The organism is Sanguibacter biliveldensis (genome assembly GCF_033798665.1).
GTDB classification, from domain to species: Bacteria; Actinomycetota; Actinomycetes; order Actinomycetales; family Cellulomonadaceae; genus Sanguibacter; species Sanguibacter inulinus.
On record NZ_CP138359.1, the window covers coordinates 4,093,490 to 4,110,640 of the forward strand.

The window sequence follows — 17,151 nt, forward strand, 5'->3', positions numbered from 1 at the left end:
GCCGCCGTGGTTAGGTAACCCTCACCTAACAAGGATGATGCTAGGGCGGTCTTGGTGCGCCAAGTGTCGCCAGGCCGACGACTTGTGTCGCGTCTCCGACACAGAGGCACGCCCCCGGAACCGGAAGAGGACAGACGATGGGTTCTTGGCCGCTGCCAGCACAGTGGGCAGTGCTCGTCGTGCTCGCCTGGGCTGTCGCCGCAGGCTCCTGGCGGCAGACGCTCGCGCGAGCACGAGCCGACGGCGCGGAGCCCGCGACGTGGAGCGGGAGGCTCCGGATGGTCGTCAAGGACCTCGGGTTCACCGACTGGGCCTTCGTCGCACTCTTCGCGGCCTTCTTCGTCCCGCTCCTGGTCCGGACCCTGACCGCGGCGTGAGCCCGCCTCACCTGCGACGTGGACCTCAGCCCGCTCCCTCGCTCAGCGCCAGTACAGGTGGTGCGCCGGGTCTGCCTGCACGCGGGCGACGTGCTGGCGCGGGGTCAGGCCGAAGCGCTCCTTGAACGCCGCCGAGAAGGCGCTCGTCGTGGCGTAGCCGGACCTGTGCGCGGCGACCCCGACGGGGGTGCCGTCGACGATCAGCCGCGCCGCCTGGGTCAGGCGCACCCCGGTGCGCCACCGGGCGAAGCTCGTGCCGATGTCGCGCTGGAACACCCGCAGGACGGTCCGCTCGTGCAGGCCGTGCGCGTCGAAGAGCTCGCGGGCGCTGCGCGTGTCCCCGGGGTCGGCGAGCACCGCCTGGACGAGGACCGCCACGCGGTCGTCCGTCGGGAGCGGGACCTCACCCCACCCGTCGGCGGCGGTCTGCGACGGCTGCTGGAGCATCTCGACGAGGACCGACTGGATGCGGACCCGCAGGCCGTCGTCCATGTCGTCGGACCCCAGGTGCAGCAGCATCTCCTGGACGGCGCGCGGGACCAGGACCCGGCTGATCTCGGTGACGGGCGCGGCCAGCGCCTGGTCGGGCAGGTAGGTGTAGCACCCTGTCGACCCGCGCTCGTGGCGCGAGGTGTGCGGGGTGCTCGGCGGGACCCAGATGCCCTGCCCCGGGGCGAGGCGCCAGGCCGCGTCCTGCAGGTACACCCACACCGTCCCGCGGTAGCACCACGCGAGCATCGCCTCGGGGTGGCTGTGCGGCGAGGCGAGCGGCCGCGAGGCACCCTGGTCGGCGACCACGACGCCCGTGCTCATGAGGTACGGCGGCCTGACGGTCGACGGGTGCACGACCGCCGCGTCCCAGTCGGCCTGACGGTACGAGCTCATGCGCGTCGCAGACTGTCCTGGGGTGCCATCAGACCAACCTAGCGCCGGCGCACGCTCACCCGGAGCACAGTCCGCAGGCGGAGAGCGCGGCGCCGACGGTGTGCAGGGGTCGGGGGGCGCCGGACGAGATCGGGCGCGGTCAGAGCCGGCTGACGTCGACCTTCCCGACCGGAGCGCGAGCGGCACCGGCCCGCTTGATGAAGGTCGCCCACACGTGCTTGCGGCCACCCTCGACGTACCAGCCCGACGACGAGGCGAGGGCTGACGTGAGCGCGAGCCCGAGGCCACCCTCCTCAGGCTGCTGGGCCAGGACGGGCGAGGTCGCCAGGACGTCGTCGGAGACGTCCACGAGGAACCTCGACGGAGACGCCTGCAGGCTCGCGCACACCGGTGGGCGCGCGTGGATCAGCGCGTTGGACGACAGCTCGCTGCAGACCAGGACCAGCCTGTCGAGGACCTCGGGTGCGTCGGGGTCCCAGTCGCCCGTCGCGATCGCGCGCTCGGCGATCTCCGAGCGCAGCCTGCTGACGTCCGAGGGGGACTCGAGGGTCCACTCGTGGACGAGCTCGTAGTGCTGTGGCGGGCGCGCTGCTGGGACGAAGACCATCGGGCGAGACCTCCGGGACACAGTTCGGCTGGGCCCCACGATAATCCCACGGTGTGGCGCCCAGCACACCTCGCCGCGCTCAGTCCCGGGGTGTGTCGTCCGTGGCGGAAGCGCCCTCGGTCGTGCGGCGCCGTGTCGAGAGCACCTGGGCGAAGACCACCACGAAGAGGCCGGAGAGGGGCAGCACGAGGAGCCCGACGCGCAGGGAGCTCGCATCGGCGACAGCCCCGACGACCGGCGGCGAGGCGAGGAAGCCGAGGCGCAGCAGCCACGTGACGATCGTCAGCCCGGTGCCCGGCGCGAAGCCTGGCAGCCTGTCGGCGGCGTCCATCGCCGCGGGGATGAGCGTCGCGACCCCGAAGCCCGCCAGCCCGAAGCCGACGATCGTGCCGACCGTGGTGGGCCAGGCGAGCGCGGCGCCAGTCCCGACCAGGACGATCGCCCCGCCCGACCGGGCGACGGCACGCTGGCCAAACCTGTCGACGAGCCCGTCGCCCAGCAGCCGACCGACGAACTGCATGCCCTGCAGCGCGATGAACCCGAGGCTCGCGACGAAGGCCGTCGACTCGAAGGTCCCCGAGAGGTAGATCGCGGCCCACGACGAGCCCGCGTCCTCGACGATGCCGCCCGATGCGGCGATGACCGTGAGGGCCAGGAGCGTGCCCCAGCGGAGCACGAAGGACGGCGAGACACGTGAGGTGGTGCGGGGCTGCTGGTCGGTCGCAGGCTCGAGTGCACCTACGGCGGCTGCATCGGCGGCGACCTCCTCGTCAGGCTCGGGACCGGGCTCCGGGCCGCGCAGCAGCCACCTGTAGGCCAGCAGCGCGGCGATGCCGAAGACCACCGAGGACACGACCATGTGGGCCGTCGTCGACAGACCTGCCTCGGCGAGGGCTGCGCCCATGATGCCGCCGATCACGGCCCCCATGCTCCACACGGCGTGGAAGGAGTTGAGGATCGACCGGCCGTACAGCCGCTGGACCCTGAGCCCGTGGGAGTTCTGGGCGACGTCGGTGATCGCGTCCATCGCACCCGCGACGAAGAGCGCGGCGGCGAGCACGGCCCAGACCGACGCGGCACCGGCCCCCACGAACCCGACGGTCGCCACGAGGGTCGCCCCGACGGCGACGCGGGCCGAGCCGAACCGCCGGATGAGCGCACCTGCCGAGAGCCCTGCGACGAGAGCCCCGAGCGGGAAGGCCGCGACGGCCGCGCCGAAGCCCCCGTTGGAGAGGTCGAGGCCGGCCTTGATCTCGGGGTACCTGGGCAGCAGGTTGGCGAAGAGCGCACCGTTGGTGAAGAAGAGGACGGCGACGGCGACACGTGCGCGTCGGGCCGTCTCGGGCACGGGGGGACGGGCGGGGCGGGTCCCTGCGGCGGTGCGTGAGCTCACGGGGTCGACCCTACAGAGGCAGAGCGCTTGAGCCGGGCGAGGTTCTGGGCACCCACGTCAGGGGTGAAACCGAGCTCGGCGATGGCGCGCGCTACCTGGGCTCGTGTCCCCGGGTTCACGTGCGTCGAGGAGTTGATGACCCTCGACACCGTCTGGGCCGAGACCCCGGCGGCGGCCGCGACGTCGCGGATCGTCGCCTTCCGTGCCGTCTCGTCGGCCATCATCGTCTCCTCGTCGTCGTGCTTCATCGCACCGTGAACGTTCACGGGACGACGCTAGCACTACCCTGGGGACGTGACCACACCCCGCACGCCGACCATCCTCGACGTCGCGCGCGAGGCCGGGGTGTCCCGCCAGACCGTCACCCGGGCGCTCAACGACATGGCCGACATCGCCCCGGCGACGCGGGAACGCGTCGTCGCAGCCGCGCAGCTCCTCGGCTACAGGCCGAACCGTGCCGCACAGAGCCTCGTCAAGGGGTCGGGGACCACGATCGGGCTGCTCGTCGAGAGCCTGCGCAACCCCTACTACGCCGAGCTCGCCTCCGAGCTGAGCCGCGCAGCCGCGGCCCGCGGGTGGGGGCTCATCCTGTGCGACGTGGGGTACGGGACCGACCGGGACGCCCGGCTCTCACCGCTCCTGCGCCGTGTCGACGCGCTCGTCGGCTGCCTGCCTGCGGGTGCGACGGCCGACGTCGGCGTGCCCTTCGTCTCGATCGACAACCCCGACGAGACCGTCGGCGACGCCACGGTCTGGATCGACCACGAGGCCGGTGTCCGCGCTGCGCTCGCCCACCTCGTCGCGACAGGGCGGAGGTCGATCGCGATGATCGACTCCGGTCCGGAGCCCTCGACCCGCTGCCTCGCCTACAGGGCCTTCCTCGCGGAGGCCGGCCTCCCCTGGTCCGAGCAGTCCGAGGTCCGCGTGGAGGAGTCGCACGACGGCGGGATCGCCGCTGCGGCCCAGCTGCTCGGGCGCGGCATCGCCCTGGACGCCGTGCTCGCCTTCAACGACGTGCTCGCCATCGGCGCGATGAAGGAGATGGCGCGTGCCGGGAAGCGCGTCCCCGAGGACGTCGCCGTCGTCGGGATGGACGGCCTCGACGTCGGCGCCCTCGTCACGCCTGAGCTCACGACTGCCGCGACAGACCGCGGGGTGATCGCCGCTGCGGCCTTGGACCTCGTGGATGCGCTGCTGACAGGTGACAGGCCACGGGCGTCGCGCGAGCGGGACACCGGAGGTCCGCACGGTGCAGCAGCGCCGGGAGCCGAGGCTGGAGGCCGACCCAGGCGGACCGTCGAGCCCTACCTCGTGGCGCGAGGTTCGGCGTAGAGGCTGCAGAGAGCGGGACCCTGCAGAGAGCGGGCGACCAGCAGCCGGTCAGGCACGTCGGATAGACAGGTCTGGGAGGGGACGGCTCGGACGAGTCTCCGGGCAGGTCAGCCCTTGCCCGGTCCGCCGACGAAGCAGCGCTGGGCCGCCGGTCTCACCGCCTCCACGTGGTCGCAGAGCTCAGCTCCGGCGTGCTCGACGTCGTCCACCTCGACAGTGCGAGCAGTCACGGAGAAGAACGCCTCAGGGTCCTCGAAGGCCGACGGGAAGGAGGCCAGGGAGACCCTCGCCTGCCCGAACCTGGGGTCCTCGCGGATCTCCTGGACGATGTCGACCGCCTCGTCGAGGTCCCGGCCTGCCGTGTCCGAGACGACGAGAGTGACGTCGTCGACCTGCAGCGTCACGTCGAGGCGGACACCAGCCTCGGCGGCGGCCAGCGACTGGTCGAAGGCCTTCCGGGCCAGCTGCTCGACCGATCCGTCCTCGGGGTCGACGACCACGGTGAACGTCGCCACCTGGGTGTCCAACCTAGCCATGTCTCCGTCGACCCCCTGGACGTCCGGCCACCCCACCCGTCTCACACCAGACCACCCGGCCGCCTCGCGTGCCAGGTCGGCCGCGAGCTGCCGGTTCTCGAAGGTCTTACCCCAGTCGACCAGGTCGCCTATGCCCTGGACCCGGGCCCAGACGACGTCGTAGAAGACCCCGGGCCGTGGGCGCTCGCTCACGATGATCGTCACGACGACCAGCAGGAGCACGACGGCGGTGATCCGCGGTCCGGTGACCCACCGTCGTCTCGGCGGCCGGTCGTCGGTCTCGTGCGCTGCGCCCCCTGGTGTCGTCACGGTCAGAAGATATCGACCCGAGCCGGAGTTCCGGCGGGCACGGTGCGACGATCCTGTGGACGGCTGCCCGACGTGCCCACGCCGACCGGCGTGCGGTCGTCTATCACCCGGGGGGGGGACGCTCAGCTCTCGCGAGGTCCCGCCGACCGTCCGGCCGCCAGCGCCCACGCGAGCAGCGGGAGCTGGAAGGGCAGACGAGCCCAGGCGACGATCTCGCGGGCACCCGGACGCTCGGCGCCCGAGCGGATGCGGGATCGGCGGGCCTTCAGCGCCGCGGTGATGTTCCCGGGGAACACCGTGACGACGAGCCCGGCCGTCGCGAGCGACCCGATGCGGCGGGTCGCGGGGTGCACGAGCGAGGCCGCGCAGACGAGCTCGGCGACGCCGCTGCCGATGGTCCACGGGCGGGGCTTGCCGAGGGCCTTGGGGATCAGCCGGTCGTAGGGACCCGGCTTCGCCAGGTGCAGCGCGCCTGTCGCGGCGAGCGTCGCCGCGAGGGACAGCGCGGGGAGGTGGCTGGGACCGCGCGGCGCGGAAGCCTGCCCGGCCGCGGCTGTGCGGCTGCGGCGGAGCCGGCGGACGACGCGGGCGGCGATGACGAGCTGCAACGGCTTGGGCATGCTCTTCACACTAGGTCGGGTCGGGGCAGCCCGCCGCTCGTGGGCGGACGCCGCCGCGGGCCGAGGCAGCCGCAGCACCGCCGCACGCTGCCCCGACCACCCGCACCTGCCAGGACGGGCTCGTGCCTGCCCCGACCAGCCTGACGCCCTACCGCGGCAGCGTGAGGATCTCGGCGCCGTCCTCGGTGATCGCGACGGTGTGCTCGGTGTGGGCCGTGCGAGCACCTGTCGCGCTGCGCAGGGTCCAGCCGTCGGGGTCCGTGACCAGCACGTCGGTGTCGGCCATCACCCACGGCTCGAGGGCGAGCAGCAGGCCAGGGCGCAGCGTGAAGCCGCGGCCGGGGCGGCCGGAGTTCACCACGTGCGGGTCCTGGTGCATGGTCGAGCCGATGCCGTGCCCGCCGAACTCTGTGTTGACCGGGTAGCCGGCCGCCTCGAGGACCGTGCCGATCGCGTGGGAGATGTCGCCGATGCGTGCGCCGGGGTTCGCGGCGGCGATGCCTGCGGCGAGGGCCCGCTCGGTCGCGTCGATGAGCGCGAGGCTCTCGGCAGGCTGGGTCGTGCCGACGACGAAGCTGATGGCGGCGTCGGCGGCGATGCCGTCGAGCAGCACCGCGAGGTCGAGGGTGAGCAGGTCGCCGTCGGCGAGGGTGTAGTCGTGCGGCAGACCGTGCAGCACGGCGTCGTTGACCGCCGTGCAGATGTAGTGGCCGAAGGGCCCACGGCCGAAGGACGGCGCGTAGTCGACGTAGCAGGACACGGCGCCCGCACCGAGGATCATCTCCTTGGCCCAGCGGTCGATGTCCAGCAGGTTGGTGCCCACCACGGCGCGCCCCTTGAGGGTGTGCAGGATGTGCCCGACGAGGGCGCCGGTCTCCCGCCCCTTGGCGACCTCGGAGGGGGTGAGGATCTCGATCATGGGGTGTCCTTCGTGCGTCGTGAGCGGCGTTCGCCAATAACTATACCGGCCATGTCATCCCGGTATTACTATCGGGACCATGGTCAGACTCCCGCTCACCCCCGACGAGATCGAGCGCGGGCAGCGCCTGGGCGCTCTGCTGCGCCGCGCACGAGGTGAGCGCTCGATGCTCCAGACTGCACTAGACGCGCGCGTCTCGCCCGAGACCCTCCGCAAGATCGAGTCCGGCCGGGTCGCCACCCCGGCCTTCCCGACCATCGCCGCGATCGCCGACGTGCTCGGGCTGTCTCTCGACGAGGTGTGGGCCCAGATCAGGCCGGTGCCCTCGAGAGACGACAGCGAGGATGAGCTCGTCGGGGCCCTCCGCCGACCCCACGACAGGGTCGCCTCCTGACGGATGGCTGGGCCCGACGCCCCTCCTCCTGACGGCCGGCGCCGCCGGGCCGGGCGGGGCGGCCTGACCAACCTGCGGGCCGGACGCCCGCGCCCGTCAGGACCTGCGCGCGAGCGTCTCCGGGTCGACGAGGCCGCGGTGCACGGCCTTGACCAGGACCCGCGGGACCTCGACGGTCGTCCCGTCGACCTGGATCGGCACGAGCGCGACGGGCGTGGCCTTCCACTGCGAGCGCCGTGCGCGGGTGTTCGAGCGTGACATCTTCCGCTTCGGGACGGCCATCAGCCCTGCCTGCCTTTCCAGCGCGGGTTCTTCTTGTTGATGACGTAGGTCTTGCCGCGGCGCCTGACGACGATCGAGCCGTCCTTGTTCTTCAGCGAGCGCAGCGACGCGCGGACCTTCATCGGGCAGCCTCGCCGGGCGCGACGGTCTTCGCGGGCTCGGCCTGCACGGGCTCAGCCTGCGGGGCCGTCTGGCCGTAGCGACGGCGGAACTTCTCGACGCGACCTGCTGTGTCGACCACGCGGGCGTTGCCCGTGTAGAAGGGGTGGCTCGCGCTCGAGACCTCGACGTCGATGACGGGGTAGGTGTTCCCGTCCTCCCACACGACCGTCGCCGCGGGGGTCGCGGTCGAGCGGGTGAGGAAGGCGAAGTCGGCCGAGGCGTCTCGGTAGACCACGGGGTGGTAGTCGGGGTGGATCCCGGTCTTCATGGTGGTTCTCCTGTGGTGGTCTGAGGTCAGACCTGAGCGAGGTGGGTGCCGAGCCTCCGGGTGGGGCTCGGCGGTGGTGCGGTCTCGGCGGAGACCGGCAAGTGCCAGCAAGGGCGGGCGGGGGCGTCTACCAGCTGGACTTGGTGACTCCGGGGAGCTCGCCGCGGTGCGCCATCTCGCGCAGCCTGATGCGCGAGAGGCCGAAGATGCGGTTGTAGCCGCGGGGCCGCCCGTCGACGACGTCGCGGTTGCGCAGCCGGGTGGCGCTCGCATCGCGGGGCTGGCGGGCGAGCTCGTCGACCGCGGCCGCCCGCTCGGCGGGGGCCGTGCCTGGAGCGGCGATGAGCCTCTTGAGCTCGGCCCGACGCTCGGCGTAGCGCTCGACGACCACGCGCCGCTGGTCGTCCTTGGCGACCTTGGAGGTCTTGGCCATGTCAGCGCTCCTCGCGGAAGTCGACGTGCCGGCGGACGACAGGGTCGTACTTGGCCAGCACGAGGCGGTCCGGGCTGTTGCGACGGTTCTTCTTCGTCACGTAGGTGAAGCCTGTGCCTGCCGTCGAGCGGAGCTTGATGACGGGCCTGAGGTCTGCACGCCTGGTTGCCATGGGGGGCCTCCTAGATCTTCTCGCCGCGGGCGAGGATGCGGGCAGCGACGACGTCGATGCCGAGCTTGTCGATGGTCTTGAGCCCGCGGGTGCTGACCCGCAGGGTGACGGTGCGTCCGAGCGACGGGACCCAGAACCTCTTCTTCTGGATGTTCGGGTTGAACCGACGCTTGGTGCGCACGTGCGAGTGGGAGATCGAGTGCCCGAATCCGGGCTGGGTGCCAAGGACCTGGCAGACGGCTGACATGGGTCTTCTTCCGACGGGGGTGGAGCAACCCGGTGACTATACGTATTGATTATCATTATCGTCAAGAGGTACGCTCACGGCAGATCAGAAGCCCTGACCGGCCCGAGACCCTCGCCAGCACACAGGCGGGTCGCGGCCCTCGGGCACGACGAACCAGCCGGCCTCCATGCCTGGCACGCACACCGACCGGAGACACCCCATGGCACAGATCCCCCTGTCCCTGCTCACCACCATCGACCCCGTGGTCCGCGAGACCGCGATCTTCGCGCTGCTCGTCGACTCCCCGCGGACCGTCGTGCTGCGCCACGACATCCACGCCGCCGAAGGCCACCTGCGTCGCGCGGTCATCACCCAGGGCGGCACGGTCGAGGACGAGCGCCACGACCTCGAGCACGCCTGCCTCAGCTGCGCCGTCCGCGAGGACGCTCTCCCGACCCTGCGCAGGCTCGCGACCGACGGCCGCTGGGACGACATCGTGCTCGCCCTGCCCGTCTCGGCCGACTCCCTCCCCGTGACCATCGCCCTCGACGCGGCGACCCACCCGGGGGCCGAGCTCGACATGGTCCGGCTCGCGACCGTCGCCACGGCGGTCGACGTCGACGAGGCCGAAGAAGACCTGCTCGGCATCGACTCGGTCGCCGAGCGCGGCATCGGGCTCACCGAGGACGACGAGCGCGCCGTCGGCGAGGTCCTCGCCGGGCACCTCGCCCACGCCGACCTCGTGGTCACCGCGAGCTCGGGCAGCACCCACCGGGGGCTCTCGGCCCGCTGCGGCGACGAGCTCGTCGACCACCTGCGCTCCCCCGACTCCCGGCGGATCGACGGCCTGCACGAGCTCAGCGCGCACCGCCTCACCTGCGCCGAGCACGACGCCCTCGCCGCCCAGCGCCGCTGCAACCCCCTGCACGCGCACGCCCACTCGTGGGAGACCGCGCACGCCTGGAGCCTCGAGCTGCGCTCCGACCGGCCGATGCACCCCGAGCGTCTGCTCGACCGCATCGAAGAGCTCGGCACCGGGCGGGTGCGCAGCCGTGGGGTCTTCTGGCTGCCGAACCGCCCCGACTCGATCTGCCAGTGGGACGGTGCCGGCGGCCAGCTGTACCTCGGCCAGCTCGGCACCTGGGAGCGGCAGGAGCCGCACACCCGGCTCGTGTTCACAGGCGTCGCCCGCGGCGAGCGCGCGCGGCTGCGCGAGGTCTTCGACGACGTGCTGCTCACGGATGCGGAGCTGGCAGACGGTGGCGCCGCGTGGCTCGGGCGCGAGGACGTGCTCGCACCGTGGTTGGGGGAACGGACCGAGATGGGGTGAGACGGACCGAGCGGGTGAGAAGAGCTGGACCGCGTCACATGATCGACGTCCAGTGCGTGTGTTCTCCAGAGGAGTCATCTGCCAGAGGCGTCGAGGCGTCAGGCTGGCCATACCGTCGGGAGACCACAGCATGGCGAAGTTTGTTCGGAGTCGGACGTCGACCACCCGCGATGCGGTGATCGCCCCAGGCGGAGCCGTACGCCCGAGCCGTTCGCGGGTGAGCCGGTTCCTCGCGGGTGCTGCGGTGCTCGCGCTCCTCCTCGGCTCCGCCCTCCTGGCCTCGACGCCCTCGCAGGCGGTCGCTGAGCGCTCGGGCGGTCTCCCGGCTGCGGCAGGTGCTCCCGAGCCCGGCGAGGTCGTCTTCCTCGAAGACTTCCAGAACGTCCCCGCAGGGCAGGCCCGGGCCTACCAGAGCGGAGCCGGCGGCCGTGCAGCCTACGTCTCCGCCTACCCGGGCTACAGCGGCTACACCTATACGGGCTCGGCCGGCTGGGTCAACGGTGTCCGGTGCAACGGCGTCATCCTGTCGCAGGCCTCGGTCACGACCCCGGCGTGGGCGACGACGGGCAACGCGAACGCCCCGCAGTACTCGTGCGGGCTCGACGACGGTGTCCAGAGCTGGTCGTTCGGCCGACTCCTGGCCCTCGCGATGGGACAGCAGTTCGGCGGCTCGACAGGCAACTTCGTCTACACGTCCTTCAGCGAGTGCAACCACACCACGACCGACGGTGGCACCTGCCCCGCGGTCCCTGCCGGTGAGAGGGACGGCGTGCTGTGGCAGACCACCACCCCGATCCCGCTGCCGGGGCCGAACCGGTACATGGCCTTCGGTGTCGACACAGCGGCTCTCTGCGGGGCTGCGTCCCAGAACCCCAGGTACCAGTTCGCCTACCGAGTGCCGGGCGCCCCGACCTGGGCCTCGCTCGGCCAGCCTGTCGAAGCCTGCAGCACAGCCCAGAGCTCGAGCACGGAGCACCACGAGCGCACGTACCCGCTCACGTCCGCCACGACGAACGGGACCACGTGGGCGGCGTTCGAGGGCCAGTCCCGCACCGTCGCCCTCAACCGTCTGTCTCCCGACGAGGTGGTCAAGCTCGCCGGGGGCTGGCTCGAGGTCAAGATGTACAACGCCACGACAGCCACGATGGGCAACGACGGCGCCTTCGACAACGTCCGGGCGCTGGACGTGACACCCCGGCTCGACAAGGCGTTCGCTCCCTCCGTGGTCTCGGACGGCGAGACCTCCACGCTCCGGCTCACCGTCACCAACACCGACGAGCTGAACGCGAAGACGGACTGGAACCTCACCGACCGTCTCCCCGGTGGTCTCCGTGCCACCGGTGTGAACAGCACGACCTGCCTCGCAGCCTCGGGCGCCGCGGGATCCAGCGCGGCGGTGACCGCTGCGGCGGGGGCCGAGGAGGTCGTGGTCCGGGGCTCCCTCGCCAAGGCTCAGGCCTCGTGCACCATCGACGTCCAGGTCAAGGCGTGGGACGACACCCTGGGGACCGGCGTCGGCGTCTACACGAACGGTCCGGACAGCTTCACGCCCGGCACCAGCACCCCTGCGTGCTGGGACGGCATCGCGCACGGCCTGTGCGGTCTGGAGGCCCCTGGCGAGGCGACACTGACCGTCCTGCCCGTCGTCGACCTCTCGATCACCAAAGAGGCTGACGTGGCGAGCTACGCAGCGGGTGAGCAGGTCGTCTACACCGTCACGGTGTCGAACGCAGCCTCGACAGCGGCGAAGCCTGTCACGACGGCCCAGGACGTCACGATCACCGACCCGGTCCCGGCACGCGTCACAGAGCCGACCTGGACCTGCGCCTCGACAGGAGGAGCGACCTGCGGCGTGGCCGGCGGCACGGGCGACGTCGCCGACACCGTCACCATCCCACCCGGAGGATCGGTGGTCTACGTCGTGACCGGGCGGGTCGCCGCGGACGACCTCGACGTGGAGGACATCACCAACGTCGCACGAGCGACCCCACCCGCGGAGTTGCTCCTTCCTCCGAACCCCGGCTCTCCCGCACCAGCGATCCCGTTCCAGGTCGTCGACCCCGGTTGTCCTCCCGGCCAAGGGTGCGAGGCCAGCGTCACGACACCCCGCGCCGAGCTCACCGTCCTCAAGTCCGCCGACCCGGAGCCCGGGCGGGCGCTGGGTCGGGGCGACGTCGTGACGTACACCCTCACCTTCGACCACTCCGGGACCGCCCCTGTCACGGTGGACTCCACGGACGACCTGCGAGGGGTGCTCGACGACGCACGCTTCGGCACCCTGCTCGACGCGGGCGGGCTGACCGTCACAGGTCCGCGCGACGACCTCCTGAGGATCACCGGCACGATCTCGGCCGACACCCAGGTGGTGTACACAGTCGTGGTGAAGACCGTGGAGCGTGGCGACAACCTGCTGCGCAACGTGGTCGTCGCAGGGCCTCAGCCCCCCGGCCCGGACGACCCGTGCGTGCCCGGCCTGTGCACCGAGCACCCCGTGCGCTACCTCCACGTCGAGAAGCTCAGCGCCGACGGGAGCGTGCGGCTCGGCGGAGCGGAGTTCGTGCTGCGGGCAGACGACGACGGTGCACCTGGAGCCGCGCTCACCACCCCGGCTCTCACCACAGTCGCTGGCGAGACCGGCCTGTTCGTCACCGGCGGGATCGAGGCGGGCACCTACTGGCTCGAGGAGACGCACGCACCAGACGGGTACCAGCTCCTCGCGAACGCCGTCCGGTTCGAGATCGGCGCAGGCGGGGCGGTCACGCTGGTCGAACCGCCCGCAGACGTGCGGAGCATCGCCGTGTCCACGACAGACGGCGTCAGCACGATCTCCGTGACCGACCGGCGCGCCTTCGTGATGCCCCTGGTCGGGGGCCGCGGTAGCGCCGCCATCTGGATCTCCGGCGGCCTGCTCCTCACGGCCGCCGCGTGCCTCGTGGTCCTGCGCCGGTCCACGATCCTGTCCCCGACGACGTCGAGCGGACGGGCGCGCACCGGCCGACGCTGAAGCGCCCAGAGACCACCGACTCCCGGAGCTCCCCACAGGCGGAGCAGCAGGCTGGCTCAGCCGCCCATCTCGACGACGGCCTTGACGAACCCCTGGGGGCGAGTCTCGAAGAGTCTGTAGGCCGCGTCGATCTCGTCGATCCCGACCCGGTGGGTCACCAGCGGCTCGAAGGTCACCTGGCGGCGAGCCATGAGGTCGAGGCCGTGCTCGAGAGCCGCGCGGGTGCGCCACCGCTGCGACGTGAAGCCGCTGACGATCGTCACCGACCGGTACCAGAGCTCGACATCGAGGTCACGACGCCCGTCGTGGTGGTACCCCCCGATGCACAGCGTCCCGTGCTGGGCCACGAGGTCCCCTGCCGTGCGGAGCGCCGGTGCGGTACCGCTGAACTCGACGACGGCGTCGAAGGACCCGCGCAGGGCGGGTGGGTAGGCCGTGGCGTCGTGCACCTCACCGGCGCCGAGCGACGAGGCCAGCTCGAGGGACGACGCCCTCACGTCGAAGGCCGTGACGTCGGCCCCGCACGCCCGCACCACCTGGAGCGCACCGAGGCCCATGAACCCGAGCCCCACCATCGCCACGCGCATGCCTGGCTCGATGCCGGTCCGCAGCACAGCCTCTGTCACGCAGGCCAGCGGCTCTCCGAGCCCGGCCCAGGTCGGCACGTTGGCCGGCAGCTCGAAGAGGTCGTCGGCCGGGACCAGGACGTGCTCGGCAAGAGCCGGAGAGGCGAACCCGGTGACCCGCGTCCCCTGAGACCAGCCGTAGACGCCTGCCCCGGCCGCCTCGACGACCCCGGCGATCTCGTGCCCGAGCCGTCGAGGCTCCGGCCCCTGGTGCTCGGCCCACGCACCGCGGTCGGAGGCGCACACGCCCGATGCGACCGTCCGGACCAGCACCTCCCCCGGCCCCGGCTCCGGGACCGGCTCCTCGACCGTCCGCGAACGCCCCGGCCCGACGATCTCGCTGACTCGTGTGCGACTCATGCGGGCACGCTCCGACCCTGGCTGGGGCTGCTCTCGTGCTCACGTGCGAGCTCGACAGCGCCGTCGACAGGAGGGCAGCCGAGAAGCACGAGACGCAGGCCCGGGACCTGCTCTGCGAGGGCGGCCTCGAGGGCGGCGTGGTAGCGCGGCTGAGAGGTGACGACGCCCCCCGCCGCCACGACGGAAGACCCGGCAGCCCCGCGCTCCACGAGCGCCCTGACGACGCGAGCGAGGCCGGCCGCCCCGGCGCCCAGGACCGTCAGCGCTGCGGCTGACCCGTCGTCGGCGGCGGCGAACACGGCGTGCGCGTGCTCCCCCCACGTCTCCACGCCGCCGTCCCAGCTCATGCGGTGCGCGAGCCTCACGAGGTCAGGGACCTCGAAGGAGGCGAGCAGGTGGGCCTCGAGCGGGCCGTCGGGCCTGCCGACGTCGGCGAGCCGGACGGCCGCTCGCGCGGCCTCGCGGACGAGGGAGGAGGCCGACCCGTCGTCGCCGAGGACCCACCCCCAGCCGCCAGCAGTCATCCAGGTGCCGTCGCTCGCCCGCCGGCCGACAGCCACCGCGCCCGTCCCGGCGACGAGACCGATGCCGTCGTCGAGACCGGCCGCCGGCACGAGCAGCTGCGCATCGTTGACGACCACGCAGTCTGTCTCGAGGCGAGCGGCGAGCGCACCGGCGAGCTCGTCGCAGTGGGGCTGGTCCTCGCAGCCGTGGGCCCCCACGACGATCGTGTCGGGTGACATGGCGATGTCGCCGACCGCGAGCATCACGACCCGGCGGACCCTCTCGGCGAGCCAGTTGGCCGCGCGGTCGACCGGCACGGCCGACCAGCCGGTGCTCGGTCCGACATGGTCGGCCAGGACGCGACCTCCCATGACGACCTTGATGTGCGTCTTCGTCCCACCGACGTCGACCCCGACGAGGAGGCTCACTGGACCACACCTCCGATCTTCGTGTCGTCGTGCTCGAAGACGAAGTCTTCGATCTCGACGTCGCGCACCTCGGCGAGCGCCCCCGCGAGCTGCTGCAGCACGACGGTCTCGAGCAGCACCCGGACCGGCGCGGAGACCTGCGGGAGGGCGAGCACGTGGAGCGGACCGCCCGCCAGCGGCGTCGGGTAGACGTCGTCGACCGCCTGCGTCTCCTCGGTGGTCACGAGCAGCGTGAGGTGGCCCGCGTCGGCCAGCGTCCGCGCGAGGCGCCGCTCGCGGCCGTCGCCGACCACGACGTGCAACGTCGCCCCGGCCGACTCCATCTCACCGTGCAGGTAGTTGCGCGTCACGAGAGCAGAGGAGGGGACGCGGCAGACCTCGCGGAGGAGGAGCGCACCTGCCTCGGACGCGGCGCGGGAGGCGCCGGAGGCGACGACGTCGGCCGCGACGACGGTCCGGGCCGACTCGGCGACGGCGGCGACGACGGGCGCCGACACCTCCTCGAAGCGGGAGACGACCGTGCCGATACCGTCCCAGACGGCCACGGCCTGCTCGGGTGACGCCCCGAGCAGCCGCTGGGCGAGCACGGTCAGGCCGACGAGCGTCCCGGTGTACCCGATCGTCGAGGCGTAGCTGTCCTGCTCGGACCCGAGGTCGAGCGGACGGTCGACCACCTCGGAGAGCGCGGCCCCGGCGACGTTCGTGAGCACGAGACGCGCGTGCACCGGGAAGCGCTCGACGAACTCGACGGTCTCGGGGCTGCGCCCGGACTGGGAGACGCCGACGACGACGGTGTGCTCAGGGCTCGCAGCGCCACGCATCTCGCTCGCGATCTCTCGCGTCGCGCGCACACCCGCCCGCGACAGCAGCGAGACGGGCAGGGCGCTGGCGGCATAGCTCGCACCCATACCAGCAAAGACCACTGAGGCCTCACCGCTGAGCAGGTCGGCCGCGGGGAGCGCCTCTGCATCACGTCGGAGGTGGTCGACGATCCGCTCGAGAGCGGCAGCCTGCCCCCGCTGGGCTGTCCTGTAGTCGATTCGCTGGCTCGCCACGGGCGGTGGTCCTCTCAGGTCGCGCGGTCCCCCTGATGACGATCAGTCGAACCACAAAAGACATTCACTGATACCAGTGTAGACAATAAGACGACAGAGCGGTACCGCGCGCAGACCGGGGGGATGGATCTCTAAGACCGCGGTCCGGCGACCCTCGCGAAGCTCGTGTGCAGGCGGTACCTGTCACCGCGGTACGTGATCGACGTGACGAGCACCGTCCGTCCCGACTGGTCTTCGAGCACCTGCCGCATCGCCAGCACGGGGTCGCCCGGCGCGAGGTCGAGCGGGGCAGCCAGCTCCGCCGTGCAGCCACGTGCCTCGATGATCGAGTCGGCATGGACAGGCTCGACCCCGTGCGCGGCCAGCTCGCTCAGCAACGAGGCGCCGACGAAGTCGACGTCCTCGATCCCCTCTGCGAGAGCCAGCGGGACCCGGGAGTCGTCGATCCCGATCGCGACCCCGTCCAGGTGCCGGACGCGGACGAGCCGGAAGATGTCCGTGCCCGCGACGATGCCGAACTCCTCGGCCTCGTCGAAGGACGCCGGGACCACCTCGGCCGTGAGCACCGTCGACGACGGCTCGAGCCCCTTGCGCCTGGCCGTCTCGGTGAAGGACTCGAGGGTGTTGGGCCACTCCGGCCCTGACGGTGCCTTCGAGACGTACCAGCCCCGCCCGTGCGACGAGCTGAGGACGCCCTCCTCGACGAGCTGCTGGAGCGCCTTGCGCAGCGTGACGCGCGAGACGCCGAGCTGCTGGCAGAGGTCGCGCTCGGCCGGCAGACGGCGCCCAGCGGGGAGCGTCTGGTCACTGATCCGCTGACGGATCACAGCTGCGGCCTGCACCCACAGAGGGTTCGGGTCGTCCGTCGCCGAAAGTGTCGCCTGTGCCATGTCTCCAACAACCTCTCTGGCAGGCAGCCTCCGATGGCC

At 72.0% G+C, this 17,151-nt stretch carries 22 protein-coding genes; 5 read left to right on the plus strand and 17 right to left on the minus strand.

The genetic code is table 11. The features are described from left to right. Window positions 1-137: 137 nt before the first annotated feature. Window positions 138-377: a hypothetical protein gene (locus SANBI_RS17795; RefSeq protein WP_319157433.1), complete on the plus strand. Its 240-nt coding sequence runs from the start codon at window positions 138-140 to the stop codon at window positions 375-377. A 42-nt stretch (window positions 378-419) separates the two neighbouring features. Here the strand turns inward: SANBI_RS17795 and SANBI_RS17800 are convergent, their stop codons facing one another. The 4 genes from SANBI_RS17800 to SANBI_RS17815 all read right to left on the minus strand — a co-directional run bounded on the left by SANBI_RS17800 (window position 420) and on the right by SANBI_RS17815 (window position 3,528). Beyond that, the gene (locus SANBI_RS17800; RefSeq protein WP_319157435.1) at window positions 420-1,262 is read right to left on the minus strand and encodes an AraC family transcriptional regulator; all 843 of its coding nucleotides are present in this window, start codon (window positions 1,260-1,262) and stop codon (window positions 420-422) included. Between the two features lie 139 nt (window positions 1,263-1,401). Next, the gene (locus SANBI_RS17805; protein ID WP_319157437.1) at window positions 1,402-1,869 is read right to left on the minus strand and encodes an ATP-binding protein; all 468 of its coding nucleotides are present in this window, start codon (window positions 1,867-1,869) and stop codon (window positions 1,402-1,404) included. A gap of 79 nt (window positions 1,870-1,948) precedes the next feature. Next, a complete protein-coding gene (locus tag SANBI_RS17810) occupies window positions 1,949-3,262 on the minus strand; it encodes an MFS transporter (RefSeq protein ID WP_319157439.1) in 1,314 nt (437 codons plus the stop codon). Then, window positions 3,259-3,528: a LacI family DNA-binding transcriptional regulator gene (locus tag SANBI_RS17815; RefSeq protein WP_319157441.1), complete on the minus strand. Its 270-nt coding sequence runs from the start codon at window positions 3,526-3,528 to the stop codon at window positions 3,259-3,261. Before SANBI_RS17815 ends, SANBI_RS17810 begins: the two co-directional genes overlap by 4 nt. Before the next feature lie 28 nt (window positions 3,529-3,556). Between SANBI_RS17815 and SANBI_RS17820 the strand changes: the two genes are divergently transcribed. Continuing rightward, the gene (locus SANBI_RS17820; protein WP_319157443.1) at window positions 3,557-4,594 is read left to right on the plus strand and encodes a LacI family DNA-binding transcriptional regulator; all 1,038 of its coding nucleotides are present in this window, start codon (window positions 3,557-3,559) and stop codon (window positions 4,592-4,594) included. A 107-nt stretch (window positions 4,595-4,701) separates the two neighbouring features. Here the strand turns inward: SANBI_RS17820 and SANBI_RS17825 are convergent, their stop codons facing one another. From SANBI_RS17825 to map, 3 genes are all read right to left on the minus strand, one after another. Continuing rightward, window positions 4,702-5,439: a hypothetical protein gene (locus SANBI_RS17825; RefSeq protein WP_319157445.1), complete on the minus strand. Its 738-nt coding sequence runs from the start codon at window positions 5,437-5,439 to the stop codon at window positions 4,702-4,704. A 122-nt stretch (window positions 5,440-5,561) separates the two neighbouring features. Further along, window positions 5,562-6,059, minus strand: coding sequence for a DoxX family protein (locus tag SANBI_RS17830; protein WP_319157447.1), 498 nt, complete (start codon window positions 6,057-6,059; stop codon window positions 5,562-5,564). A gap of 148 nt (window positions 6,060-6,207) precedes the next feature. Beyond that, window positions 6,208-6,978, minus strand: a complete 771-nt coding sequence (gene map / locus SANBI_RS17835; RefSeq protein ID WP_319157449.1) for a type I methionyl aminopeptidase — start codon at window positions 6,976-6,978, stop codon at window positions 6,208-6,210. Window positions 6,979-7,057: 79 nt separating this feature from the next. Here map and SANBI_RS17840 point away from each other — a divergent pair, with 79 nt between their 5' ends. Beyond that, window positions 7,058-7,372 carry a helix-turn-helix domain-containing protein gene (locus SANBI_RS17840; RefSeq protein WP_319157451.1) on the plus strand — a complete coding sequence of 105 codons (315 nt, stop codon included), beginning with the start codon at window positions 7,058-7,060 and terminating at the stop codon, window positions 7,370-7,372. Between the two features lie 96 nt (window positions 7,373-7,468). Here the strand turns inward: SANBI_RS17840 and rpmF are convergent, their stop codons facing one another. The 6 genes from rpmF to rpmB all read right to left on the minus strand — a co-directional run bounded on the left by rpmF (window position 7,469) and on the right by rpmB (window position 8,936). After that, window positions 7,469-7,654, minus strand: a complete 186-nt coding sequence (gene rpmF / locus SANBI_RS17845) for a 50S ribosomal protein L32 (protein ID WP_319157453.1) — start codon at window positions 7,652-7,654, stop codon at window positions 7,469-7,471. Beyond that, window positions 7,654-7,776, minus strand: a complete 123-nt coding sequence (gene ykgO, locus SANBI_RS17850; RefSeq protein WP_012868600.1) for a type B 50S ribosomal protein L36 — start codon at window positions 7,774-7,776, stop codon at window positions 7,654-7,656. The genes rpmF and ykgO overlap by 1 nt, the downstream gene beginning before the upstream one ends. Then, on the minus strand, window positions 7,773-8,084 hold the full coding sequence (locus tag SANBI_RS17855) for a type B 50S ribosomal protein L31 (protein ID WP_319157455.1): 312 nt from the start codon (window positions 8,082-8,084) through the stop codon (window positions 7,773-7,775). Before SANBI_RS17855 ends, ykgO begins: the two co-directional genes overlap by 4 nt. A gap of 127 nt (window positions 8,085-8,211) precedes the next feature. After that, window positions 8,212-8,517 (minus strand): 30S ribosomal protein S14, encoded by a 306-nt coding sequence (gene rpsN, locus SANBI_RS17860; RefSeq protein ID WP_319157457.1) that lies wholly within the window; start codon window positions 8,515-8,517, stop codon window positions 8,212-8,214. A gap of 1 nt (window position 8,518) precedes the next feature. After that, window positions 8,519-8,689 carry a 50S ribosomal protein L33 gene (gene rpmG, locus SANBI_RS17865; protein WP_319157459.1) on the minus strand — a complete coding sequence of 57 codons (171 nt, stop codon included), beginning with the start codon at window positions 8,687-8,689 and terminating at the stop codon, window positions 8,519-8,521. Between the two features lie 10 nt (window positions 8,690-8,699). Continuing rightward, on the minus strand, window positions 8,700-8,936 hold the full coding sequence (rpmB, locus tag SANBI_RS17870; RefSeq protein ID WP_056127005.1) for a 50S ribosomal protein L28: 237 nt from the start codon (window positions 8,934-8,936) through the stop codon (window positions 8,700-8,702). A 199-nt stretch (window positions 8,937-9,135) separates the two neighbouring features. Between rpmB and SANBI_RS17875 the strand changes: the two genes are divergently transcribed. Next, complete coding sequence (locus SANBI_RS17875; RefSeq protein WP_319157462.1) at window positions 9,136-10,245, plus strand: CobW family GTP-binding protein; 1,110 nt, start codon at window positions 9,136-9,138, stop codon at window positions 10,243-10,245. 217 nt (window positions 10,246-10,462) lie between these two features. Then, window positions 10,463-13,249 carry a DUF7927 domain-containing protein gene (locus SANBI_RS17880; RefSeq protein ID WP_319157464.1) on the plus strand — a complete coding sequence of 929 codons (2,787 nt, stop codon included), beginning with the start codon at window positions 10,463-10,465 and terminating at the stop codon, window positions 13,247-13,249. 56 nt (window positions 13,250-13,305) lie between these two features. Here the strand turns inward: SANBI_RS17880 and SANBI_RS17885 are convergent, their stop codons facing one another. The 4 genes from SANBI_RS17885 to SANBI_RS17900 form a co-directional block, all read right to left on the minus strand. Continuing rightward, window positions 13,306-14,235 carry a zinc-dependent alcohol dehydrogenase gene (locus SANBI_RS17885; RefSeq protein WP_319157466.1) on the minus strand — a complete coding sequence of 310 codons (930 nt, stop codon included), beginning with the start codon at window positions 14,233-14,235 and terminating at the stop codon, window positions 13,306-13,308. Further along, a complete protein-coding gene (locus SANBI_RS17890; RefSeq protein ID WP_319157468.1) occupies window positions 14,232-15,167 on the minus strand; it encodes an N-acetylglucosamine kinase in 936 nt (311 codons plus the stop codon). Before SANBI_RS17890 ends, SANBI_RS17885 begins: the two co-directional genes overlap by 4 nt. Next, complete coding sequence (locus tag SANBI_RS17895; RefSeq protein WP_319157470.1) at window positions 15,164-16,222, minus strand: SIS domain-containing protein; 1,059 nt, start codon at window positions 16,220-16,222, stop codon at window positions 15,164-15,166. The genes SANBI_RS17890 and SANBI_RS17895 overlap by 4 nt, the downstream gene beginning before the upstream one ends. A 131-nt stretch (window positions 16,223-16,353) precedes the next feature. Continuing rightward, window positions 16,354-17,112, minus strand: a complete 759-nt coding sequence (locus SANBI_RS17900) for a GntR family transcriptional regulator (protein ID WP_319157472.1) — start codon at window positions 17,110-17,112, stop codon at window positions 16,354-16,356. Between the last annotated feature and the right edge of the window lie 39 nt (window positions 17,113-17,151).